Origin of the sequence: Streptomyces albidochromogenes (assembly GCF_005981925.1) — a bacterium.
In the GTDB taxonomy this organism is placed as follows: Bacteria; Actinomycetota; Actinomycetes; order Streptomycetales; family Streptomycetaceae; genus Streptomyces; species Streptomyces albidochromogenes.
On record NZ_VBVX01000003.1, the window covers coordinates 21025 to 37688 of the forward strand.

Here is a 16664-nt window from a genome sequence, read left to right on the forward strand (position 1 = left end):
GTGTCCTCCTTCTACCAGCGCAGCAGGACGAGTTCGGAGCAGAATCCCGGCCCCATGGCGAGCATCAGACCGGCGGTGCCGGCGGGCGGGCGGCGTTCGGCCAGCGTGTCGCGCAGGACGTGCAGCACCGAGGCCGAGGACAGGTTGCCCACCGCCGCCAGGGACCGCCAGGTGACGTCGAGCGCCCCGGCGGGCAGTTCGAGGGTTTCCTCGACCGCCTCCAGCACCTTCGGGCCGCCGGGGTGACACACCCAGGCCGTGATGTCCTCGCGGCGCAGACCGTGACCGGCGAGAAACCCGTCGACGTCCGCGGCCAGGTTCTTGCGTACGACGTCCGGGACGCTCGCGTCCAGCACGACGCGGAAGCCCGAGCCGGTGATGTCCCACCCCATCACATGCTCGCTGTCCGGATAGAGATGACCGCGCGAGTCGACGACGGTGGGCCCGGCCCCGGACCCGGCCCGGCGGGCTCCGCACGCGACCACCGCCGCCGCCCCGTCCCCGAACAGCGCGCCGGCGACGAGGTTCGCGGGTGAGGCGTCACCGCGCTGGAAGGTGAGCGAGCACAGTTCCACCGACAGCAGGACCGCCACGCCGTCGGGACGCCCCAGCAGGCAGTCGTGCAGGCGCGCGACGCCGGCGGCCCCCGCGACGCAGCCCAGACCGAAGACGGGCAGGCGCTTGACGTCCGGCCGCAGCCCCAGGGGTCCCACCAGGCGCGCCTCGATCGAGGGCGTGGCGATGCCGGTCACCGACGTGAACATCAGCAGGTCGACGTCGCGCGGCGAGAGCCCGGCCGCGTCGAGCGCCGAGCCGACGGCCTCGGCGCCGAGAGCCACCGCGCCCTCGATGAAGGCGTCGTTGACCGCGCCGAAGTCGTGGAGCCGCGCGTACGCGCCGAGGGGGAGGGCGGTGTGCCGGGTGCTCACCTTCGCGCTGTCGTGGAGGCGGTCGAGAACGCGGCGGTCGGCGCCCTCGGGCAGGCTCACCCGGGCGATCATGTCCGTGATCTCTCGTTGGGCGTGCCGGTGGGGAGCGAGCACACCGTGAACAGCTGCGATCCGGGTCATGTGCGGTCCGAGGCCGGGGGCGGGAGACCTTGCAATGAGTAGCCCCGGCGCGCCGTCGCCACACGCCATGTCGCTCGTCCGGCGGCCTAGCATGACCGCGTGGACGTGGACGCCGACGTGAACCCGCGGGCAGCTCCCGCCGCCGGCCCGCCCCCGCCCGCCGTCGCCGCGAGGCGCCGGCTCCCGGCGGTTGCCGGGCTGCTGACGGCGTGCCACCCGGGCGCGACACTCGCCGTCGTCGCCCTGGTGACCGCGATGGCGGCCGCCGGCGGGCAGGACACGGCCGGATGCGCGCGGGTGGCCGGCGCGGTGCTGGCGGGGCAGCTGTCCGTCGGCTGGAGCAACGACGCCGTCGACGCCGCGCGCGACGCCGCCACCGGGCGGCGCGGCAAACCCGTCGTCGCCGGCGCGGTCGGCGTCGGCGCCGTACGCCTGGCCGCCGTCACCGCCCTGGCCCTGTGCGTTCCGCTGTCCCTGGCGTGCGGGCTCCTCGCCGGTACGGTCCACCTCGCCGGAGTGGCTGCGGGCTGGGCGTACAACCTCCGGCTCAAGGCGACCGCGATGACCTGGCTGCCGTACGCGGCGGGGTTCGCGGCGTTGCCCGCCTTCGTGTCGCTCGGGCTGCCGGGGCGGGCCTGGCCGCCGTGGTGGATCGTCGTCGCCGCGGCGCTGCTCGGGGTCGGCGCCCACCTGGCCGACGTGCTTCCCGACATCGGCGACGATCTGGCCACCGGGGTACGCGGCTGGCCCCAGCGGCTGGGGCCAGCCCGGGCGCGGTTGCTGCTGCCGGTCCCCCTGGTGGCGGCCACCGCGCTGCTGGTGTTCGCAGGGCCCGGTGCGGTGGGCGCCGCCGGGGCCGCCGCGTCGGTGGTCGCCACGGCACTGGCGGCGGGAGGCGCGCTGCTGGGCCGGCGCCGGCCCGGGCTGCCGTTCCTCGCGGCGGTCCTCGTCGCGGCGGTCGACGTGGCCCTGCTGCTGGGCCGGGGGGCGGCCCTCGCCTGACCCGGCGGCGCGGGGCGGCCCTCGCCTGACCCGGCGGCGCGTGCGGCCATCCGGGCGACCGGGGGCGGCGTCGGCGCAGCGACACGGGCCCCGAGGGCCGGCGGGCGGAGATCCTGAGGCACTCCCTCCGAGGAAAGGTTCAGCGATGCTGGAGCGCAGCCGACGCAAGAAGCACACGGAGATCACCTTCGTCATCCCGGCGGGCCGGGCCTGCGGGCAGGTCAGCGTGGTCGGGGACTTCAACGACTGGCAGCCGGGCGCCCACCCCTTCACCGAACGCGAGGACGGCACCCGTGCCGTCACCGTCAGCCTCCCCAAGGAGCAGCGGTACGGCTTCCGCTATCTCGCGCACGGCGACTACTGGTTCAACGACGGCCAGGCCGACGGGCAGGACGGGCACAACAGCGTCGTCCACACCTGAGGGGGCGGTGCACCGCGCGCCCGGCAGCGAGCACCGCGCACCGGGCCGGTCACCGCTGGTGAGCGGCGCCGCGGCGGCCGAAGACCGCCTGGTCGAGCGGGCCGTCCGGGTACACAATGCCTAGTACCGGGACCGATCGGGCGGCCGTGGGCTGCCCCGAGGAGAAAGAAGTGCGGTCATGAGTGCTCAGCACCGTACGACGTCGCTCGCCTGGGCCCGTGTGCGACAGGGGGCGATGCCGGCCGCCGAGACGGCCCGCCGTGTCTCCGTCCGCCGTCCGCGCACCGGCGCGGCGCGCTGACCGGGGCCGGCGTGATCACTGTGGGGGTCGAGGAGGAGTACCTCCTTCTCGACCCGGACTCGGGCCTGCCGATGCCGCTGGCCGAGGAGGTGCGCGGGTGCTCCGGCCTGGAGCCGGTCGTGGACCGCCGCGAGGTGCAGGCGGAGCTGCTCCAGGCGCAGGTGGAGGTCGCGACTCCGGTGTGCACCGACCTGGAGGAGGTCGGCGGTCATCTGCTGCGCCTGCGTCACGCGGTCGGCGCCGCGGCCGAGGAGTTCGGCTGCCGGCTCGCCGCGTGCGCCACGGCGCCGTTCCGGGAGGTGGCGCCGGTGCCGGTGACCCGGTCCCCGCGGTATCTGGCCATACAGACCCAGGCTCCGCAGCTGGTCGCCGAGCAGCTGGTCAACGGCATGCACGTGCACGCGGCCGTGTCCGACCCGGCGATGGGCGTCGCCGTACTGAACCGGATCAGGGTGTGGCTGCCCGTCCTGGTGGCCATGTCGGCGAACTCACCGGTGTGGGACGGCCACGACACCGGGTTCTCCAGCTGGCGCACCGTGATCTTCGGGCGCTGGCCGGTCAGCGGCCCCCCGCCGCACTTCGACGGCCTGGCCGACCACGAGCAGCGGGTCCGCGGACTGCTGACGTCGGGGATCATCACCGACCCCGGGCAGATCTACTGGCAGGCCCGGCTGTCCGACAAGTACCCCACCATCGAGGTGCGGTGCATGGACGTGCAGTTGAAGGCCGACGAAGCGGTCATGTTCGCGGGGATCGTGCGCGCGCTGGTCGCGACCGCCATCAGCGACGAGAAGGCCGGTGTCCCGTTGACCGCGTGCGCTCCGGAGCTGCTGCACGGCGCGAACTGGTACGCCGCGCGGGACGGCATCAGCGGTTCGCTGGTGGCCCCCGACGGCAGGCTGCGCAGCGCGGGCGACGTGATCGCTCAGCTGATGGACCACATCGCACCCGCCCTGGAGGAATCGGGCGACGCACGGGAGGTCGGCTCCCTGGTCCACCGGCTCCTGCAGCAGGGCACCTCGGCGGACCTCCAGCGCCGGACGCTGGCCGAGGGCGGCATACGGGCGCTGACCGACCTGGTCACCATGCAGGGCTCGCCTCAGTAATCCGGGCCTCCTCATGTCCTGGTGCGCGAGGGCGGCCCGTGGCGCCCGGAACCGCCGGGACCGGTCTGGGCCGTTCGCTCCCTCACCACATATCTGTCGTGGCGATGGTAGACATCCGCGACCACGGTGATTAGAGTTTCTGACGTAACCAACGAAGTCAGCACAGCGCGGCACAGACGACCGGCGCGTGCGGCCGACACGGCGCCGCACACCGAGTGAGACCGTTGGAATGGATCGGAAAGGGAGGAGCAGACGCCATCAGGAGCACCTGAGTCATCAGTGGTCGACCCAGGTACCGCAGACCCCGGATTGGAAGGTGGTCCCGGGTCAGGCATCCGAAATCCCCGCACTTCCGGCCTTCCCGGCGGACGTGCGGAACAACGAGAGTCGGCGCCCAGCGCCGATAGATGGTGTTGAACCCCTAAGGCCCCGGTGCCGGACGCACCGGGGTCCCTCTCTGTCCCGGGCTCTTTCCGGCGGCCGTCCGCCGGGTGTCTCGCCTGCAGTACTCTGCGTGCAGTGCTGTGGGTGTAGTACTGCGGATGGAGTGGTCTCAGTGGTGCGCAGGAACGACGAGCGACGGGCCGCCCTGGTGGACGCCGCGATCGAGGTGCTGGCCAGGGAGGGCGCCCGGGGGCTGACCTTCCGGGCCGTCGACGCCGAGGCCGGCGTGCCCGCGGGCACCGCCTCCAACTACTTCGCCAACCGCGACGCCCTGCTCACCCAGGCCGGAGCCCGGGTCTACGAACGGCTCCAGCCCGACGAGGAGACGATCGCCAGGCAGCGGGCGGGCGCATCCGACCGTGCCACGTACGTCGAGCTGATGCGCGAGCTGGTCGGGCGGGTCAGCGGCTTTCGCACCGGATACCTCGCCCTGCTCGAACTGCGCCTCGAAGCCACCCGGCGCCCCGGCCTGAGCGCGGTGCTGACCGAACGCGTCCGCGCCGACATCGAGGCCAACGTGGCCTACCACGAGGAGTCGGGACTGCCCGGCGACGTGACCGCCGTCCGGCTGCTGTATCTGGCGTTCAACTGGCTGATCGTCGAACAGCTCACGCTGCCAGGGGTGTTCTCCGAGGCCGAGCGGGACGCACTCGTCGTCGCCGCCGTCGAACGCGTCGTACAGCCGTGACCCTTCGCGCCGCACCGGCGTGAGCGGCGCCCCTGCCGCTGTGACCCGGCGCCACCGGCGTGATCGAACGGGCGGCCCGCGCGCTCAGCGTGCGACGTACGCGATCCACGTCTGCCCGGAGGCGAACGCCATGCGCTTGCCGTCGGGCGCCGTGAACACGGTGCCGGAAGCGGCGTCGTCCCTCGACCACCGCGCCTCGTACGCCTTCCCGTCGCGCAGTACGGTCGCCGAGCCCGAGCCCACGGTCTCCGTGAACGGCGTCCTGTTGCCCGAGCGGTCACCGAAGTCGGACGGGCGTACGGTCACTTCCTGCAGGATCACGGAGGCCGCGGCGAGCCGGCCCCCGGCGGCGGTCCGCGCGGGAGAGCCGTCCATCGTCACCAGCCACCGCTTCTCGCCGGCCGACCACGTGAAGGTGAAGCTCGCCGCCGGATAGCGCACGGTCCGCTCTCCCACGGGCGAACCGCCGGCCGGTGCCGGTCCGAAGCTCAGCCCGATGTCCTCGGCGGCGTTCGTACCGGACGCGCGGTACGGGATGTCGCCCGGCCGCAGATACAGGTTGTGCGGCGCGGGCCGGTCGCCGCCGCGGAAGTACGCGCCCGGGGCCTCGGACGGGGACAGCGCGTCGATCGGCGCCGCCTCGATGAGCGGCGTGAGCCTGCTCTGCGCGCCGGAGTAGGCGAGGGTGGGCTTCTTGAACTGCCGCAGCAGTTCCAGATCCGTCTCGCGGGCGCTGCGCACCGGGCCGACGACGGACGGCACCTGGGAGGAGTACACGGCCAGTATGCGGCTGAGCCCCGCCTCCACCTGCTCCAGGTAGACGAGGTCCGCCTCCTCCAGGCCCGTCGGCGGCCGGGCGGCCCCGACATTGTCGATCTTCACCGCCAGGACGCGGTCGCCCGGTGGTGACGTCGTGTCCGCCGTACCTCCGCCGCCCCCGCCCCCGCACGCCGCCGCGAGCAGCAGCGTCAGCGTCGCGAGCGTGGCCGCGGCTGATCTCTTCGCACGGGTCACGGGCATGGCTGCCACCTTCCGGTCGGACCGGGGAGCGCGCCGGGCGTGCCGCGCGGCGACACAGCTCCCTTGTCCATCATCACGCTGTCCGGGGGGTTGTCGGTTCGCCCGCGCGGCGACGGGTTGGGGCGGCGCAGGGGATGAAGGCGCATCCTGGGTAGGAGAGGATGGGAGACAACGGCGGCGGGCGGAAGGAGCCCGGGATGCGCGCGACCGACCCCGTGCCCGCCCCCCTCGATCAGGCGGGGGGCGTCGCCCCGTCCGCCCTCGAACAGGCCGGGGGCGCCCCGTCCGCGCCGGGCGGCCTGCTGGATCTGCTGAGCGTCGCGGCCGTGGTGCTGGACGCGCGGGGGCGGATCGTGCTGTGGAGCCCGCAGGCCGAGGAGCTGTTCGGTTACTCCGCCGAGGAGGCGCTCGGCCGGTTCGCGGGCCGGCTGCTGGTCCAGGAGAAGCACCTGGACCTGGTGAACGGCCTGTTCCGGGAGGTCATGGCGGGCGGCGCCGACTGGGCGGGCGTCTTCCCGATGCGCCACCGGGACGGCAGTACGCGGCTGGTGGAGTTCCGCAACATGAGGCTGGAGGACGACCGCAAGGACCTCTACGCCCTCGGCCTCGCAACCGACCAGGCCACGCTGCACCGGCTGGAGCAGGACCTCGCGCTGACCACCCGGCTGGTCGCCCAGTCCCCGATCGGCCTCGCGGTCGTCGACACCGATCTGCGGTACGTCACGGTCAATCCGGCGCTGGAGCGCATCAACGGCCTGTCCGCCGCCGAGCACGTCGGCCGCACCGTCCACGAGGCCCTGCCGTTCCTGGACACCGAGTCCATCGAGGCCGCGATGCGGGAGGTGATGGACACCGGCGTGCCGATCGTCGACCGGGAGTCCGTCGGACGTGTCGCCGCCGACCCCGACCGGGAGAAGGCCTGGTCGGTGTCCTTCTACCGGCTGGAGGGGTCCAACGGGAAGGTGCTCGGCGTCGCCACCTCCGTCGTGGATGTCACCGAGCGGCGGCGCGCCACCATCGAGGCCGCCCAGGCCCGCCAGCGTCTGTCGCTCGTGGCCGACGCCTCCATTCGCATCGGCACCACGCTCGACCTCGACGAGACCGCCCGTGAGCTGGCGGACGTGTCGGTTCCGGAGCTCGCCGACGTGGCCGCCGTGGACGTCCTCGACAGTGTGCTGAACGGCCGAGCGGCGGTCACGGCGCAGACGGGGCCCGCGGTGTTCCGGGCCCTCGCCGTGGCCAGCGCCTACCCCAGCGAGGCGGTGCGGGCCGCCGATCCGCCCGGCGAGGTGGCCCGGTACGAGGCCGACCGGCTCGTCACCCGGTGTGTGAACACGGGGCACCCCGTGCGCGTCGCCCACGTGAGCCCCGACGACCTGCCGTCCATCGCCCGCAGCCCCGAGGCCGCCGAGCTGCTGGCCGGCGCGGGGCTGCACTCCTACCTGGCCGTGCCGCTGATCGCGCGCGGTACGGTCCTCGGCGCGCTCGACCTCAAGCGCACCCGCAACCCGGAACCCTTCAGCGCCGACGACGAGGTGCTCGCGGGCGAGCTGGCCGCGCGGGCGGCCGTGTGCATCGACAACGCCCGCTGGTACCGCCAGGCGCGCAACACCGCCCTCACCCTGCAGCGCAGCCTCCTTCCCGAGCGGCCGCCGGCCCAGCCCGGCCTGCAGATCGCCAGCCGCTACCAGCCCGCGCAGGCCGCCGACGAGGTGGGCGGGGACTGGTTCGACGTCATACCCCTGACGGGCGACAAGAGCGCGCTCGTCGTCGGTGACGTCATGGGCAGCGGCATCAGCGCCGCCGCCACGATGGGCCAGCTGCGCACCGCCACCCGCACCCTCGCCGAACTCGACCTCCCCCCGGACCAGGTGCTGCACCACCTCGACCGCATCACCGACCGCATGGGGCAGACGATCACGACGTGCATCTACGCCGTCTACGACCCGCACAGCGCCCAGTGCCTCCTGTCCAACGCGGGCCACCTGGCACCCGTGCTGGTACGCCCCGGCCGGCCGCCCGAGCTGCTCGACCTGCCCACCGGAGCGCCGCTGGGCGTCGGCGAGGTCACCTTCCACACCACGGCCGTGCGGCTGAACCCGGGCGACCGGCTGGTCCTCTACACCGACGGCCTGGTCGAGACGCGCGACCAGGCCATCGACGACCGGCTGAACGACCTCCTCACCCACCTCGGCGATCCGCCGGGGTCCCTGGAGGAGACCTGCGACCTGCTGCTGCACGCCCTGCGTCACCCGGGGGACCACGACGACGTCGCTCTGCTCATCGCCCGGGCCACGGTCATGGACCGGGGCGCCTGAGCTCGCCCCGGGCGCCCCGGCCCCTCAGGGCAGGGTCCACTTCTGGTTGGCGCCGGTGTGGCAGGTCCACAGGTGGACGCGGGTGCCGTCGTTCCAAGTGCCGCCTTCCGCGTCGAGGCACTTGCCGGACTGCGGGTTGCGTACGGTCGTGTCGGCCTGGGGCTGCCACTGCTGGGCGCCGGTGCCGTTGCACGTCCACAGCTGGATCTTGGTGCCGTCCGCGCTCCCGCCACCGCTCACGTCCAGGCACTTGCCCAGCGCGCGGATCGTCCCGTCGCCCGGCAGGGACCACTTCTGCCCGTCCGCGCCGCCGCACGTCCACAGCTGGACCTGGGTGCCGTCGGCGGACGCGCCGCCCGCGACGTCCGCGCACTTGCCGTTGACCCCCTTGATCGCTCCGGTGCGCGGGCCCGGCGGCGTACCGCCGGAGGTCTTGATCCGGACGTTGCGGAACGACACCTGGTCGCCGTCGCCGTGGTTCTGCAGGCCGATGTGTCCCTGGCGCACGCTCCGGGCGGGGTCGGTGCCGGTGAAGTCGTTGATCTTGCGGCCGTTGAGGAAGACCTCCAGCCGCTCACCGGTCACGCGGATCTCGTACGTGTTCCACTCGCCGGGCGGGTTCAGCGCGGCGTCACGGGCGGTGAGGTCGGCGGACTTGAACCCGTACACGGATCCCGTCGTCCGGTCGGCGCTGTCCGTGGCGTCGATCTGTATCTCGTACCCGTTGTCGACCGCGGACCACGGGTCGTCGGACGCCGGGAAGCCCAGCAGGACACCCGAGTTGTCGTCGCCGTCCGCCCGCCAGTCGAGCTTCAGGGAGTAGTCGCCGGTGAACTCCTTGGCTGAGTACCACAGCATGCCCAGCCCGCCCTGCGACGTGAGCGTCCCGTCGGCCAGGGTGAACGAACCCGGTCCGGCCTGCTTCCAGCCCGCCGTTCCCGTGCCGTCGAACAGCGGTGTGTACCCCGTCTCCGGGCGGCAGTCGGCCTCCGTCATCCCCGCCGCCCACCGCACACCGCCCAGCAGGTGCCTGCGGAAGGCCGGTTCGGTGTACGACTCGTCGGTGTGACCACCGCCGGTGTAGAAGGCCCGGCCCCCCTCGTACCCCTTGCACCAGGAGATCGGGTGGTCGCCCGACATCGTGCCGCCCGTATAGCTGGACTCGTCGAGGGAGGCCAGGACCCGGGCCGTCGTACGGGGGTTGGTGCGGTAGTTGTACCACTCGTCGAAGCGCTGCCAGGTGGCGCCGAGATGAGCGGTCGCGTCGTGGGCCCGGTCCTCCACTCTGACGGTCGCGGTCTGGTTGTGCGGATGTGAGTGGAACAGCGCTCCGGCGAGTCCGGCGTAGAACGGCCAGTCGTACTCCGTGTCGGCGGCCGCGTGGACGCCGACGTAGCCGCCCCCTCCCTTGATGTACTGCTCGAACGCCGTCTGCTGGGTGCCGTTCAGCACGTCCCCGGTCGTGGAAAGGAAGACGACGGCCTTGTACTGGGCCAGGTTGGCGGTGGTGAAGGCCGCGGAGTTCTCCGTGGCGTCGACGGTGAAGTTGTGCGCGCCGCCCAGCTCGCGCAGTGCGGCCAGGCCGTCGTCGATGGAACCGTGGCGGAAGCCCGCCGTCTTGGAGAACGCGAGGACCTTGTACGCCGGGTCCGCCACGGCGGCACGGACAGCGGTCCTGGCCGGCTCGGCCGGTGCCCGGTCGCTCGCGGCCACGGCGGGCGCGGCGGACGCGCAGAGCAGCAGCGCCGCCGCGAGCCGGCAGACGGTGCGGGTGAGAGTGGTGCGCATATCGGTTGCCTCCTCTCCTGCTACGGCAGGGTCCATTTCTGGTTGGCGCCGGTGTGGCAGGTCCACAGGTGGACGCGGGTGCCGTCGTTCCAGGTGCCGCCTTCCGCGTCGAGGCACTTGCCGGACTGCGGGTTGCGTACGGTCGTGTCGGCCTGGGGCTGCCACTGCTGGGCGCCGGTGCCGTTGCACGTCCACAGCTGGATCTTCGTGCCGTCCGCGCTCCCGCCGCCGCTGATGTCCAGGCACTTGCCGAGCGCGCGGAGCGTTCCGTCGCCGGGCACGCTCCACTGCTGTCCGCCGCCGCTGCCGCAGGTCCACAGCTGGGCCTGCGTGCCGTCGGCGGAGGCTCCGCCCGCGACGTCCAGGCACTTGCTGTTGACTCCCTTCACCTGACCCGTGCGCTCACCGGCGCCCGCGGTGGTGAACCGGAAGTCGTCGACGTCGAACAGCGCGCCGGCGCCGCCCTTGAAGGCCAGGTACAGCGTGGTCGTGCCCGCCGGGCGGTTGGTCAGCGCGGTGCTGACCTCCTGGTACGTCTCCCAGCCGCCCGTCACGGGCACGGTCGCCGTGCCGAGCAGGGTGCCGGTGGGGGAGCCGGCCCGTACCTCGATCGTCCCGCCGGCGCCGGCCGAGGCGATCCGCGCGGTGAACCGGGTGGCGTCGTCGAGGGCGTACGGCTTGAAGGAGATCCAGTCGCCGTTGTCGATGTACCCGACGGTCCTGCCGCCGTGGGCCGGTGTGTGGCTGACGACCTGGACGCCCGAGGAGTCGCCGTAGTGCTCGCCCTGCCGGTGGCTGGGCTGGCTGATGTGCTGGGCGTGGGTGGTGAGCGCGGGCTGGCCGTTCGCCCCCTTGTCGGTGTACTCCGCGTCCCACACGCCGAAGATGTTCGCGTTCGGGTCGTGCTCCCCGTCCGCGATGGTCTGGACGGTGCCGGAGCAGCCGGTCGCGGAGGTCTGCGGGTGGCCGTGGCTGTCGTGTCCGACGATGAAGGTGATCTTCACCTTCGAGCAGTCGACGGAGGCGTCCTCGGGGTCGGTCACGGTCACCCGGTACGGGACGGCCGCGCCCGGGTCGATGATGCGCCCGTCCACCGGGAGTTCCAGTTTCACGGTCGGCGCGGTGTTGCCGACGGTGATCCGCACCGACGCGGTGGCGCTCCTGCCGGTGCCGTCGGAGACGGTGAGCTCGGCGGTGTACTGGCCGTTGGCCGTGTACGTGTGGGACGGGTTCGCGGCGGTCGAGGTGCCGCCGTCGCCGAACTTCCACGCGTACGTGAGCGGGTCCCCGTCCGGGTCGGTGCTGCCCGCGGAGGAGAACGCCACCGCCAGCGGCGCCTTCCCGGAGGTGCGGTCGGCCTTGGCCTGGGCGACGGGGGAGCGGCCGCCGGTGACGTGCTCGATGCGGTACAGCGCGGAGTTCGCGTCGCCGTTGAAGTAACCGGTGCCGTAGTCGAGGACGTACAGGGCGCCGTCGGGGCCGAAGGCCAAGTCCATCACCTGGGTGCCGTTCCAGGGAAAGGCGTTGATGGACTGGACCGTGCCGTCGGCTCCCTGCGCGATCCGCTTGATCCACTTGCGGCCGAACTCACCGGCGAAGAAGTTCCCGTCGTAACTCTGCGGGAACTTCACGGCCGAGGTGGAGGAGGCGTCGTACCGGTAGACCGGTCCGCCCATGGGGGATTCGGAACCGCTGCCGAACTCGGGCACCGAGCCGCCGTCGTACGGGATCCAGGCGGGCTGGGCCGGGGGCAGGTCGGTGAGGCCGGTGTTGCGGGGCGAGGTGTTCTTCGGCGCGGCGCAGTCGAACTTCGTACCGGAGGTCCCGGTGGCGAAGTTGTAGTCGGTGTACGCGTCGTTCTTGCCGGTGCAGTACGGCCAGCCGTAGTTGCCGGCCTTGGTGACGCGGTTGAACTCGACCTGGCCCGCTGGGCCCCGGGCCGCGCTCGCCGTGCCCGCGTCGGGCCCGTAGTCGCCGACGTAGACCGTTCCGGTGGCCTTGTCGACGCTCATCCGGAACGGGTTGCGAAAGCCCATGGCGTAGATCTCGGGGCGCGTCTTCGCGGTGCCCGGGGCGAAGAGGTTGCCCGTCGGGGTGGAGTACGAGCCGTCCGCGTTCACCTTGATGCGCAGCACCTTGCCGCGCAGGTCGTTGGTGTTTCCGGCCGAACGCTGGGCGTCGTACGCCGGATTGCGGGACGCGCGCTCGTCGATCGGCGTGTAGCCGTCGGAGGCGAAGGGGTTCGAGTCGTCCCCGGTGGTCAGGTACAGGTTGCCCTGGGCGTCGAAGTCGATGTCGCCGCCCACGTGGCAGCAGATCCCCCGCGAGGCCGGTACGTCGAGGATCTTCTTCTCGCTCGCGAGGTTCAGGGTGCCGTCGGCGGTGAGGGAGAACCGGGAGAGGCGGTTCACGCCGTCGAAGGGGGCGAAGTCCGCCGCCGTGCCGTCGCCGGGGGCGTCGCCGCCGGGCGTGCTGAGCTTCGGGGCGTAGTACAGGTAGACGAAGCGGTTGGAGGTGAAGCCGGGATCCACGCCGATGCCCTGCAGGCCCTCCTCGTCGTGGCTGTATACGTCGACCTTGCCGGCGATCTTCGTCGTGCCGGCCGCGTCCGTCAGCCGCAGCGTCCCGTCGCGCGAGGTGTGCAGCACCGAGCGGTCGGGGAGGACCGCCATCGTCATGGGCTCACCGGTTTCCGCGACGCCCTTGGCCAGGGTGACCTGCTGGAACTCCTCGGCCGCGGCGGCCTTCGCCACCTCGCGGTCCGTGTGCCGCGAGGTGGCGGAGGCGGGCCCGGCGGGGGCGAGGAAGCCGGCGGTGAGCAGTGCGGTAAGCAGGAATGCGGGGATATGGCGGAGTCTGAACGGTTTTTTGCGCACAGAAGTCTCCCAGAGGGGGTGGGGGTGCCCGGCGGACCGGGAAATGAGTCCCGCCGGGGGGAGCCAGGCGCGCGCCGTCGCGCCGGAAGGTGCGCCGGACACGTCTCCATGTCCGGTTCGTTGCAAGGAAGTTAGCGGCCCTTGTCCCCGCGCGTAACCCCTTTCGCAGCCGCTTTCGCAACTTCTTCCCCGGTGAGGACAAAGCGGCCGCGGCTTTCCGGGGGCGGGCCGCGGCGGCCCGGTGTCCCGGCCCGTGGCGGCGGACCGTACGATCCGGCCATGACGAGCATCGTGCTGACCCCGTGGTGGCGACACCGGCGGCCCGCCGCGGACCCGGCCGACGGGGCGGCCGGATCCGTGGCCCCGACCGCGATCCTCGACTGGCGCCACGAGCGCGTTCAGCGGCTGCTCGCCGACGCCCGGTCCACCGCTTCCCAGGCCGGTGACCACCCGCTGCTGCTCGCCGCGCACCGCCTGATCAGCGACCGGGTGCACGCGGTCTACGCCCTCGACGACGCGCAGTCCGCCTCGCTGACGCTGGCGCGCCGCCGCGGATCGTGCAGCCAGCGTCTCGCGGTGCTGGAAGCGGTCGCCCGCGCGGCGGGAATCCCCACCCGGGTACGGGGCCTGCTGATCGACGGCTCGTTCTGGTACCCGCGCTTTCCCCGGCTGCGCCGCCTGGTGCCGGACACGGTCGTGCTGGCCTGGCCGGAGTTCCGGCTCGGGCGGGAGTGGGTCGGCGTGTCCGAGCTGTACGCGCCCCTCGGCGCCCTCGCGGGGGCCAGTCCGGCGGGTTTCACGAACACGGGGTCGCAGACGCTCTTCGAGGCCCTGGCCTCCACCGCCGTGGACTGGGACGGCTCGACCTGCGGAGCGGACGGCTGCTCGTCCTTCGATCTGTCGGCGGTGGTGCGCCGGGACCTCGGGCGGTTCTCCTCGCGGGACGAACTCTTCGCGGCCCACGGCCAGACGCTGTGCCCGCCGGCCAGGATCGCCGGAGGCTGGGTGCTGGGCCGCCGCTCCGCGGCCTGACGGCCGGCGGCCTCCGGGTCCGCACGCCATGCCGCCCCGGCCGGTTTCCCCTCACCGGCCGAGGCGCCCCCTCGCGTGTGGACCGTACGGTCAGAAGGCGAACAGCGCCCCCTCGGCCAGTCCGGCCTCCATCAGGCAGGTGTTGCCGAAGGTGGTCGACCAGGAGACCGGCTTGCCCTGCCACACGCCCTGGGCGGTGATCACGACCGGGTCCCACTCGCGGGTGCAGATCCGCTGCGGTGACGTGTCGACGAGGCCGGAGAACTCGCCGTCGGCTGCCCGCAGTTCGGCGCAGGCGGCCTCGGGCGCGGGGTGTGTGCCGTTGGACGTGGGCGCACAGCTGAGCGTCACGGCTCGCGCGACGGTCGCCGTGCCCGCTTCCTCGCCCGTGCCCACGGTGAGCACTATGGCGGACGGAGCGTAGAGGCTGGTCGTACCGGCCGGCTCCGCGTGCGCGGGGGTCGCGGTGGCGGCGCCCGTGAGGGCGATGGCCGTGGCCGCGCCGACGGCGCCGAGCGTGTTCCGGATGCGACGCATGAAGAAAACTCCTTTGATTGCGAATGAGTTGCGGAGGTGTTGCGGTGAGGAGTGTTGCTGACGCGGACAGTGAGCGCACACTGATCAGCTCATTCCGGCCGCAAGCGGGGCGAGTGGCCTGACCGAATGGTCGTTCGGGCAGCTCGGGGGCGGTGTGCATGTCACTCGCAGGGGTGTCCATCATGTGGACATCCGGCGGTGGTATAACGCAGAACAAACGCCTGAGCTGCACTTTCTCTGAATTGGTTCACTCTTCACGTACGCCGCTTCGACCGGAAACCATCGCTTCCGGGGGCTGCTCCGTGGCAGACGACAACGTGTGCGGACCACACCCCGCGCCGCCGGTGACGGTGGCGCCGCCCCGTCCTGCGCGGCCTGCCTACGGCCCTAGAGTCCGACTCCCGGACGGGGAGACCCGCTGAAGGAGCCGCCATGTATACGAACCCGCCCCCGACGACGAAGAGACTCCCGGCCGTCGCCGTGCTGCTGGCGTTGCTCGCCACGCTGCTCGGCACCGGCTGGACCGCCTTCGCGCCCGCCGCCCGGGCCGCCTCGCTCACCGAGGTCACCGGCTTCGGCACCAACCCCGGCGCGCTGCGGATGTTCCGGTACGTTCCGGACGGGCTGCCGGCCGGGCGGCCCCTCGTCGTGGCCATGCACGGCTGCACGCAGTCGGCCGCCGCCTTCGACGCGGAGACCGGCTGGACGGCCTGGGCCGACCGGTGGGGCTTCGCGCTCCTGCTGCCGCAGCAGCAGTCCGCCAACAACCTGAACTCCTGCTTCAACTGGTTCGAGCCGGCCGACATCCGGCGCGGCTCCGGCGAGGCGCTGTCCATCAAGCAGATGACCGACCGGATGAAGTCCGACCTCGGCAGCGACCCCGCCCGCGTCCACGCCACCGGGCTGTCCGCCGGCGCGGCCATGACCAACGTCATGCTCGCCGCGTACCCCGACGTCTTCGCCTCCGGAGCGCCGGTCGCCGGCCTCCCGTACGCCTGCGCCACCTCCGTCGCCGCCGCGTACACCTGCATGAGCCCGGGCACGGACCTCTCTCCCTCGGCCTGGGGCGACAAGGTCCGCGCCGCGCACCCCGGTTACTCGGGACCGTGGCCCACCGTCTCCGTCTGGCAGGGCACGAGCGACGCGACCGTCGTCCCCGCCAACATGAGGGAGACGGTCGAGCAGTGGACCGGCGTCCACGGCACGGACACCACGGCCGACGTCACCGACACCGTCGGCGGCTACCCGCACGCCGTCTACCACGACAGCGCCGGACGCCCCGTCGTCGAGACGTACTCCATCACCGGCATGGGCCACGGCCAGCCCGTCGACCCCGGCTCCGGCGCCGAGCAGTGCGGCGTCGCCGGCGCGTACATCCTCGACGTCAACCTGTGCGCCTCGTACCGCATCGGCCGGTTCTGGGGTCTCGACGGCGCCGGGTCACCCGGAGGCGGCACCAAGAGCGCCGTGCTGCCGAGCCGGGCGGCGGACGACGGATACGTGAAGGCCTCGGCGACCGGCGGTGGGGCCGCCGTCGGGACCCTGGAGTCCAGCCACGGCGTGGCGGTCGGCAGGGGCGCGGACGGGCTGCACAACCGCGCCCTGCTCTCCTTCGACACCTCGGCGGTCCCGGACGGGGCCACCGTGCGGCGCGCCTACCTCACCGTCACGCACGCCTCCGGCAGCGGCGACCCCTGGGCGGCCGGAAACCGGATGCTCGTGGACGTCGCCTCCGGTTGCTTCGGCGCCGGGTGCGCGACGGGGGCCGACGACTGGAACGCCCCCGCCTCGGCGTCCGGCGTGGCGGAGATCGGCCGGTTCACCTCCGGCGCCGCCACGTCGGGCGACTTCACGGCGGTGAACGCCACGGGGACGACCCAGGTGCGCCTGCGCCTGGCCGCCGCCCCCGCCGCCACCGCGTACGTGTTCGTGAAGTCGGGGGCGGCGGCCACTCTCACGGTGGAGTGGGAGTGACGGCACCGGGCACGCGCCGGGCTGCGGGGCGGGCATGACGCGGCGCGGCGTGGTGCCTCCACCACGCCGCGCCGTACCGTGCGCATC

13 protein-coding genes are annotated in these 16664 nt (G+C 72.9%); 8 read left to right on the top strand and 5 right to left on the bottom strand.

The window, feature by feature from the left end:
- Window positions 1–11: 11 nt before the first annotated feature.
- Window positions 12–1070: a type III polyketide synthase gene (locus E2E34_RS00820; protein WP_138899954.1), complete on the bottom strand. Its 1059-nt coding sequence runs from the start codon at window positions 1068–1070 to the stop codon at window positions 12–14.
- A 99-nt stretch (window positions 1071–1169) separates the two neighbouring features.
- Between E2E34_RS00820 and E2E34_RS00825 the strand changes: the two genes are divergently transcribed.
- The 5 genes from E2E34_RS00825 (at window position 1170) to E2E34_RS00840 (ending at window position 5032) form a co-directional block, all read left to right on the top strand.
- Window positions 1170–2072, top strand: a complete 903-nt coding sequence (locus E2E34_RS00825) for a UbiA family prenyltransferase (protein WP_439333670.1) — start codon at window positions 1170–1172, stop codon at window positions 2070–2072.
- Between the two features lie 145 nt (window positions 2073–2217).
- Window positions 2218–2493 carry an isoamylase early set domain-containing protein gene (locus E2E34_RS00830; RefSeq protein WP_138899955.1) on the top strand — a complete coding sequence of 92 codons (276 nt, stop codon included), beginning with the start codon at window positions 2218–2220 and terminating at the stop codon, window positions 2491–2493.
- A gap of 178 nt (window positions 2494–2671) precedes the next feature.
- Window positions 2672–2794, top strand: coding sequence for a hypothetical protein (locus E2E34_RS36940; RefSeq protein WP_279637867.1), 123 nt, complete (start codon window positions 2672–2674; stop codon window positions 2792–2794).
- Between the two features lie 11 nt (window positions 2795–2805).
- Complete coding sequence (locus tag E2E34_RS00835; protein WP_138899956.1) at window positions 2806–3900, top strand: carboxylate-amine ligase; 1095 nt, start codon at window positions 2806–2808, stop codon at window positions 3898–3900.
- Window positions 3901–4456: 556 nt separating this feature from the next.
- The gene (locus tag E2E34_RS00840) at window positions 4457–5032 is read left to right on the top strand and encodes a TetR/AcrR family transcriptional regulator (RefSeq protein ID WP_138899957.1); all 576 of its coding nucleotides are present in this window, start codon (window positions 4457–4459) and stop codon (window positions 5030–5032) included.
- 84 nt (window positions 5033–5116) lie between these two features.
- Here the strand turns inward: E2E34_RS00840 and E2E34_RS00845 are convergent, their stop codons facing one another.
- Window positions 5117–6052 (bottom strand): DUF3048 domain-containing protein, encoded by a 936-nt coding sequence (locus tag E2E34_RS00845; protein WP_138899958.1) that lies wholly within the window; start codon window positions 6050–6052, stop codon window positions 5117–5119.
- Between the two features lie 197 nt (window positions 6053–6249).
- On the opposite strand from E2E34_RS00845, the gene E2E34_RS00850 reads away from it, so the two are divergent.
- A complete protein-coding gene (locus E2E34_RS00850; RefSeq protein WP_138899959.1) occupies window positions 6250–8370 on the top strand; it encodes a SpoIIE family protein phosphatase in 2121 nt (706 codons plus the stop codon).
- A gap of 24 nt (window positions 8371–8394) precedes the next feature.
- Here the strand turns inward: E2E34_RS00850 and E2E34_RS00855 are convergent, their stop codons facing one another.
- Complete coding sequence (locus tag E2E34_RS00855) at window positions 8395–10158, bottom strand: ThuA domain-containing protein (protein ID WP_138899960.1); 1764 nt, start codon at window positions 10156–10158, stop codon at window positions 8395–8397.
- A gap of 20 nt (window positions 10159–10178) precedes the next feature.
- On the bottom strand, window positions 10179–13004 hold the full coding sequence (locus E2E34_RS00860; protein ID WP_425573378.1) for a PQQ-dependent sugar dehydrogenase: 2826 nt from the start codon (window positions 13002–13004) through the stop codon (window positions 10179–10181).
- 309 nt (window positions 13005–13313) lie between these two features.
- Here E2E34_RS00860 and E2E34_RS00865 point away from each other — a divergent pair, with 309 nt between their 5' ends.
- Window positions 13314–14066, top strand: a complete 753-nt coding sequence (locus E2E34_RS00865; RefSeq protein WP_138899961.1) for a transglutaminase domain-containing protein — start codon at window positions 13314–13316, stop codon at window positions 14064–14066.
- Window positions 14067–14156: 90 nt separating this feature from the next.
- Here the strand turns inward: E2E34_RS00865 and E2E34_RS00870 are convergent, their stop codons facing one another.
- Complete coding sequence (locus tag E2E34_RS00870; protein ID WP_138899962.1) at window positions 14157–14603, bottom strand: subtilase-type protease inhibitor; 447 nt, start codon at window positions 14601–14603, stop codon at window positions 14157–14159.
- Between the two features lie 432 nt (window positions 14604–15035).
- Between E2E34_RS00870 and E2E34_RS00875 the strand changes: the two genes are divergently transcribed.
- On the top strand, window positions 15036–16577 hold the full coding sequence (locus E2E34_RS00875) for an extracellular catalytic domain type 1 short-chain-length polyhydroxyalkanoate depolymerase (RefSeq protein ID WP_208765107.1): 1542 nt from the start codon (window positions 15036–15038) through the stop codon (window positions 16575–16577).
- Window positions 16578–16664: the final 87 nt, after the last annotated feature.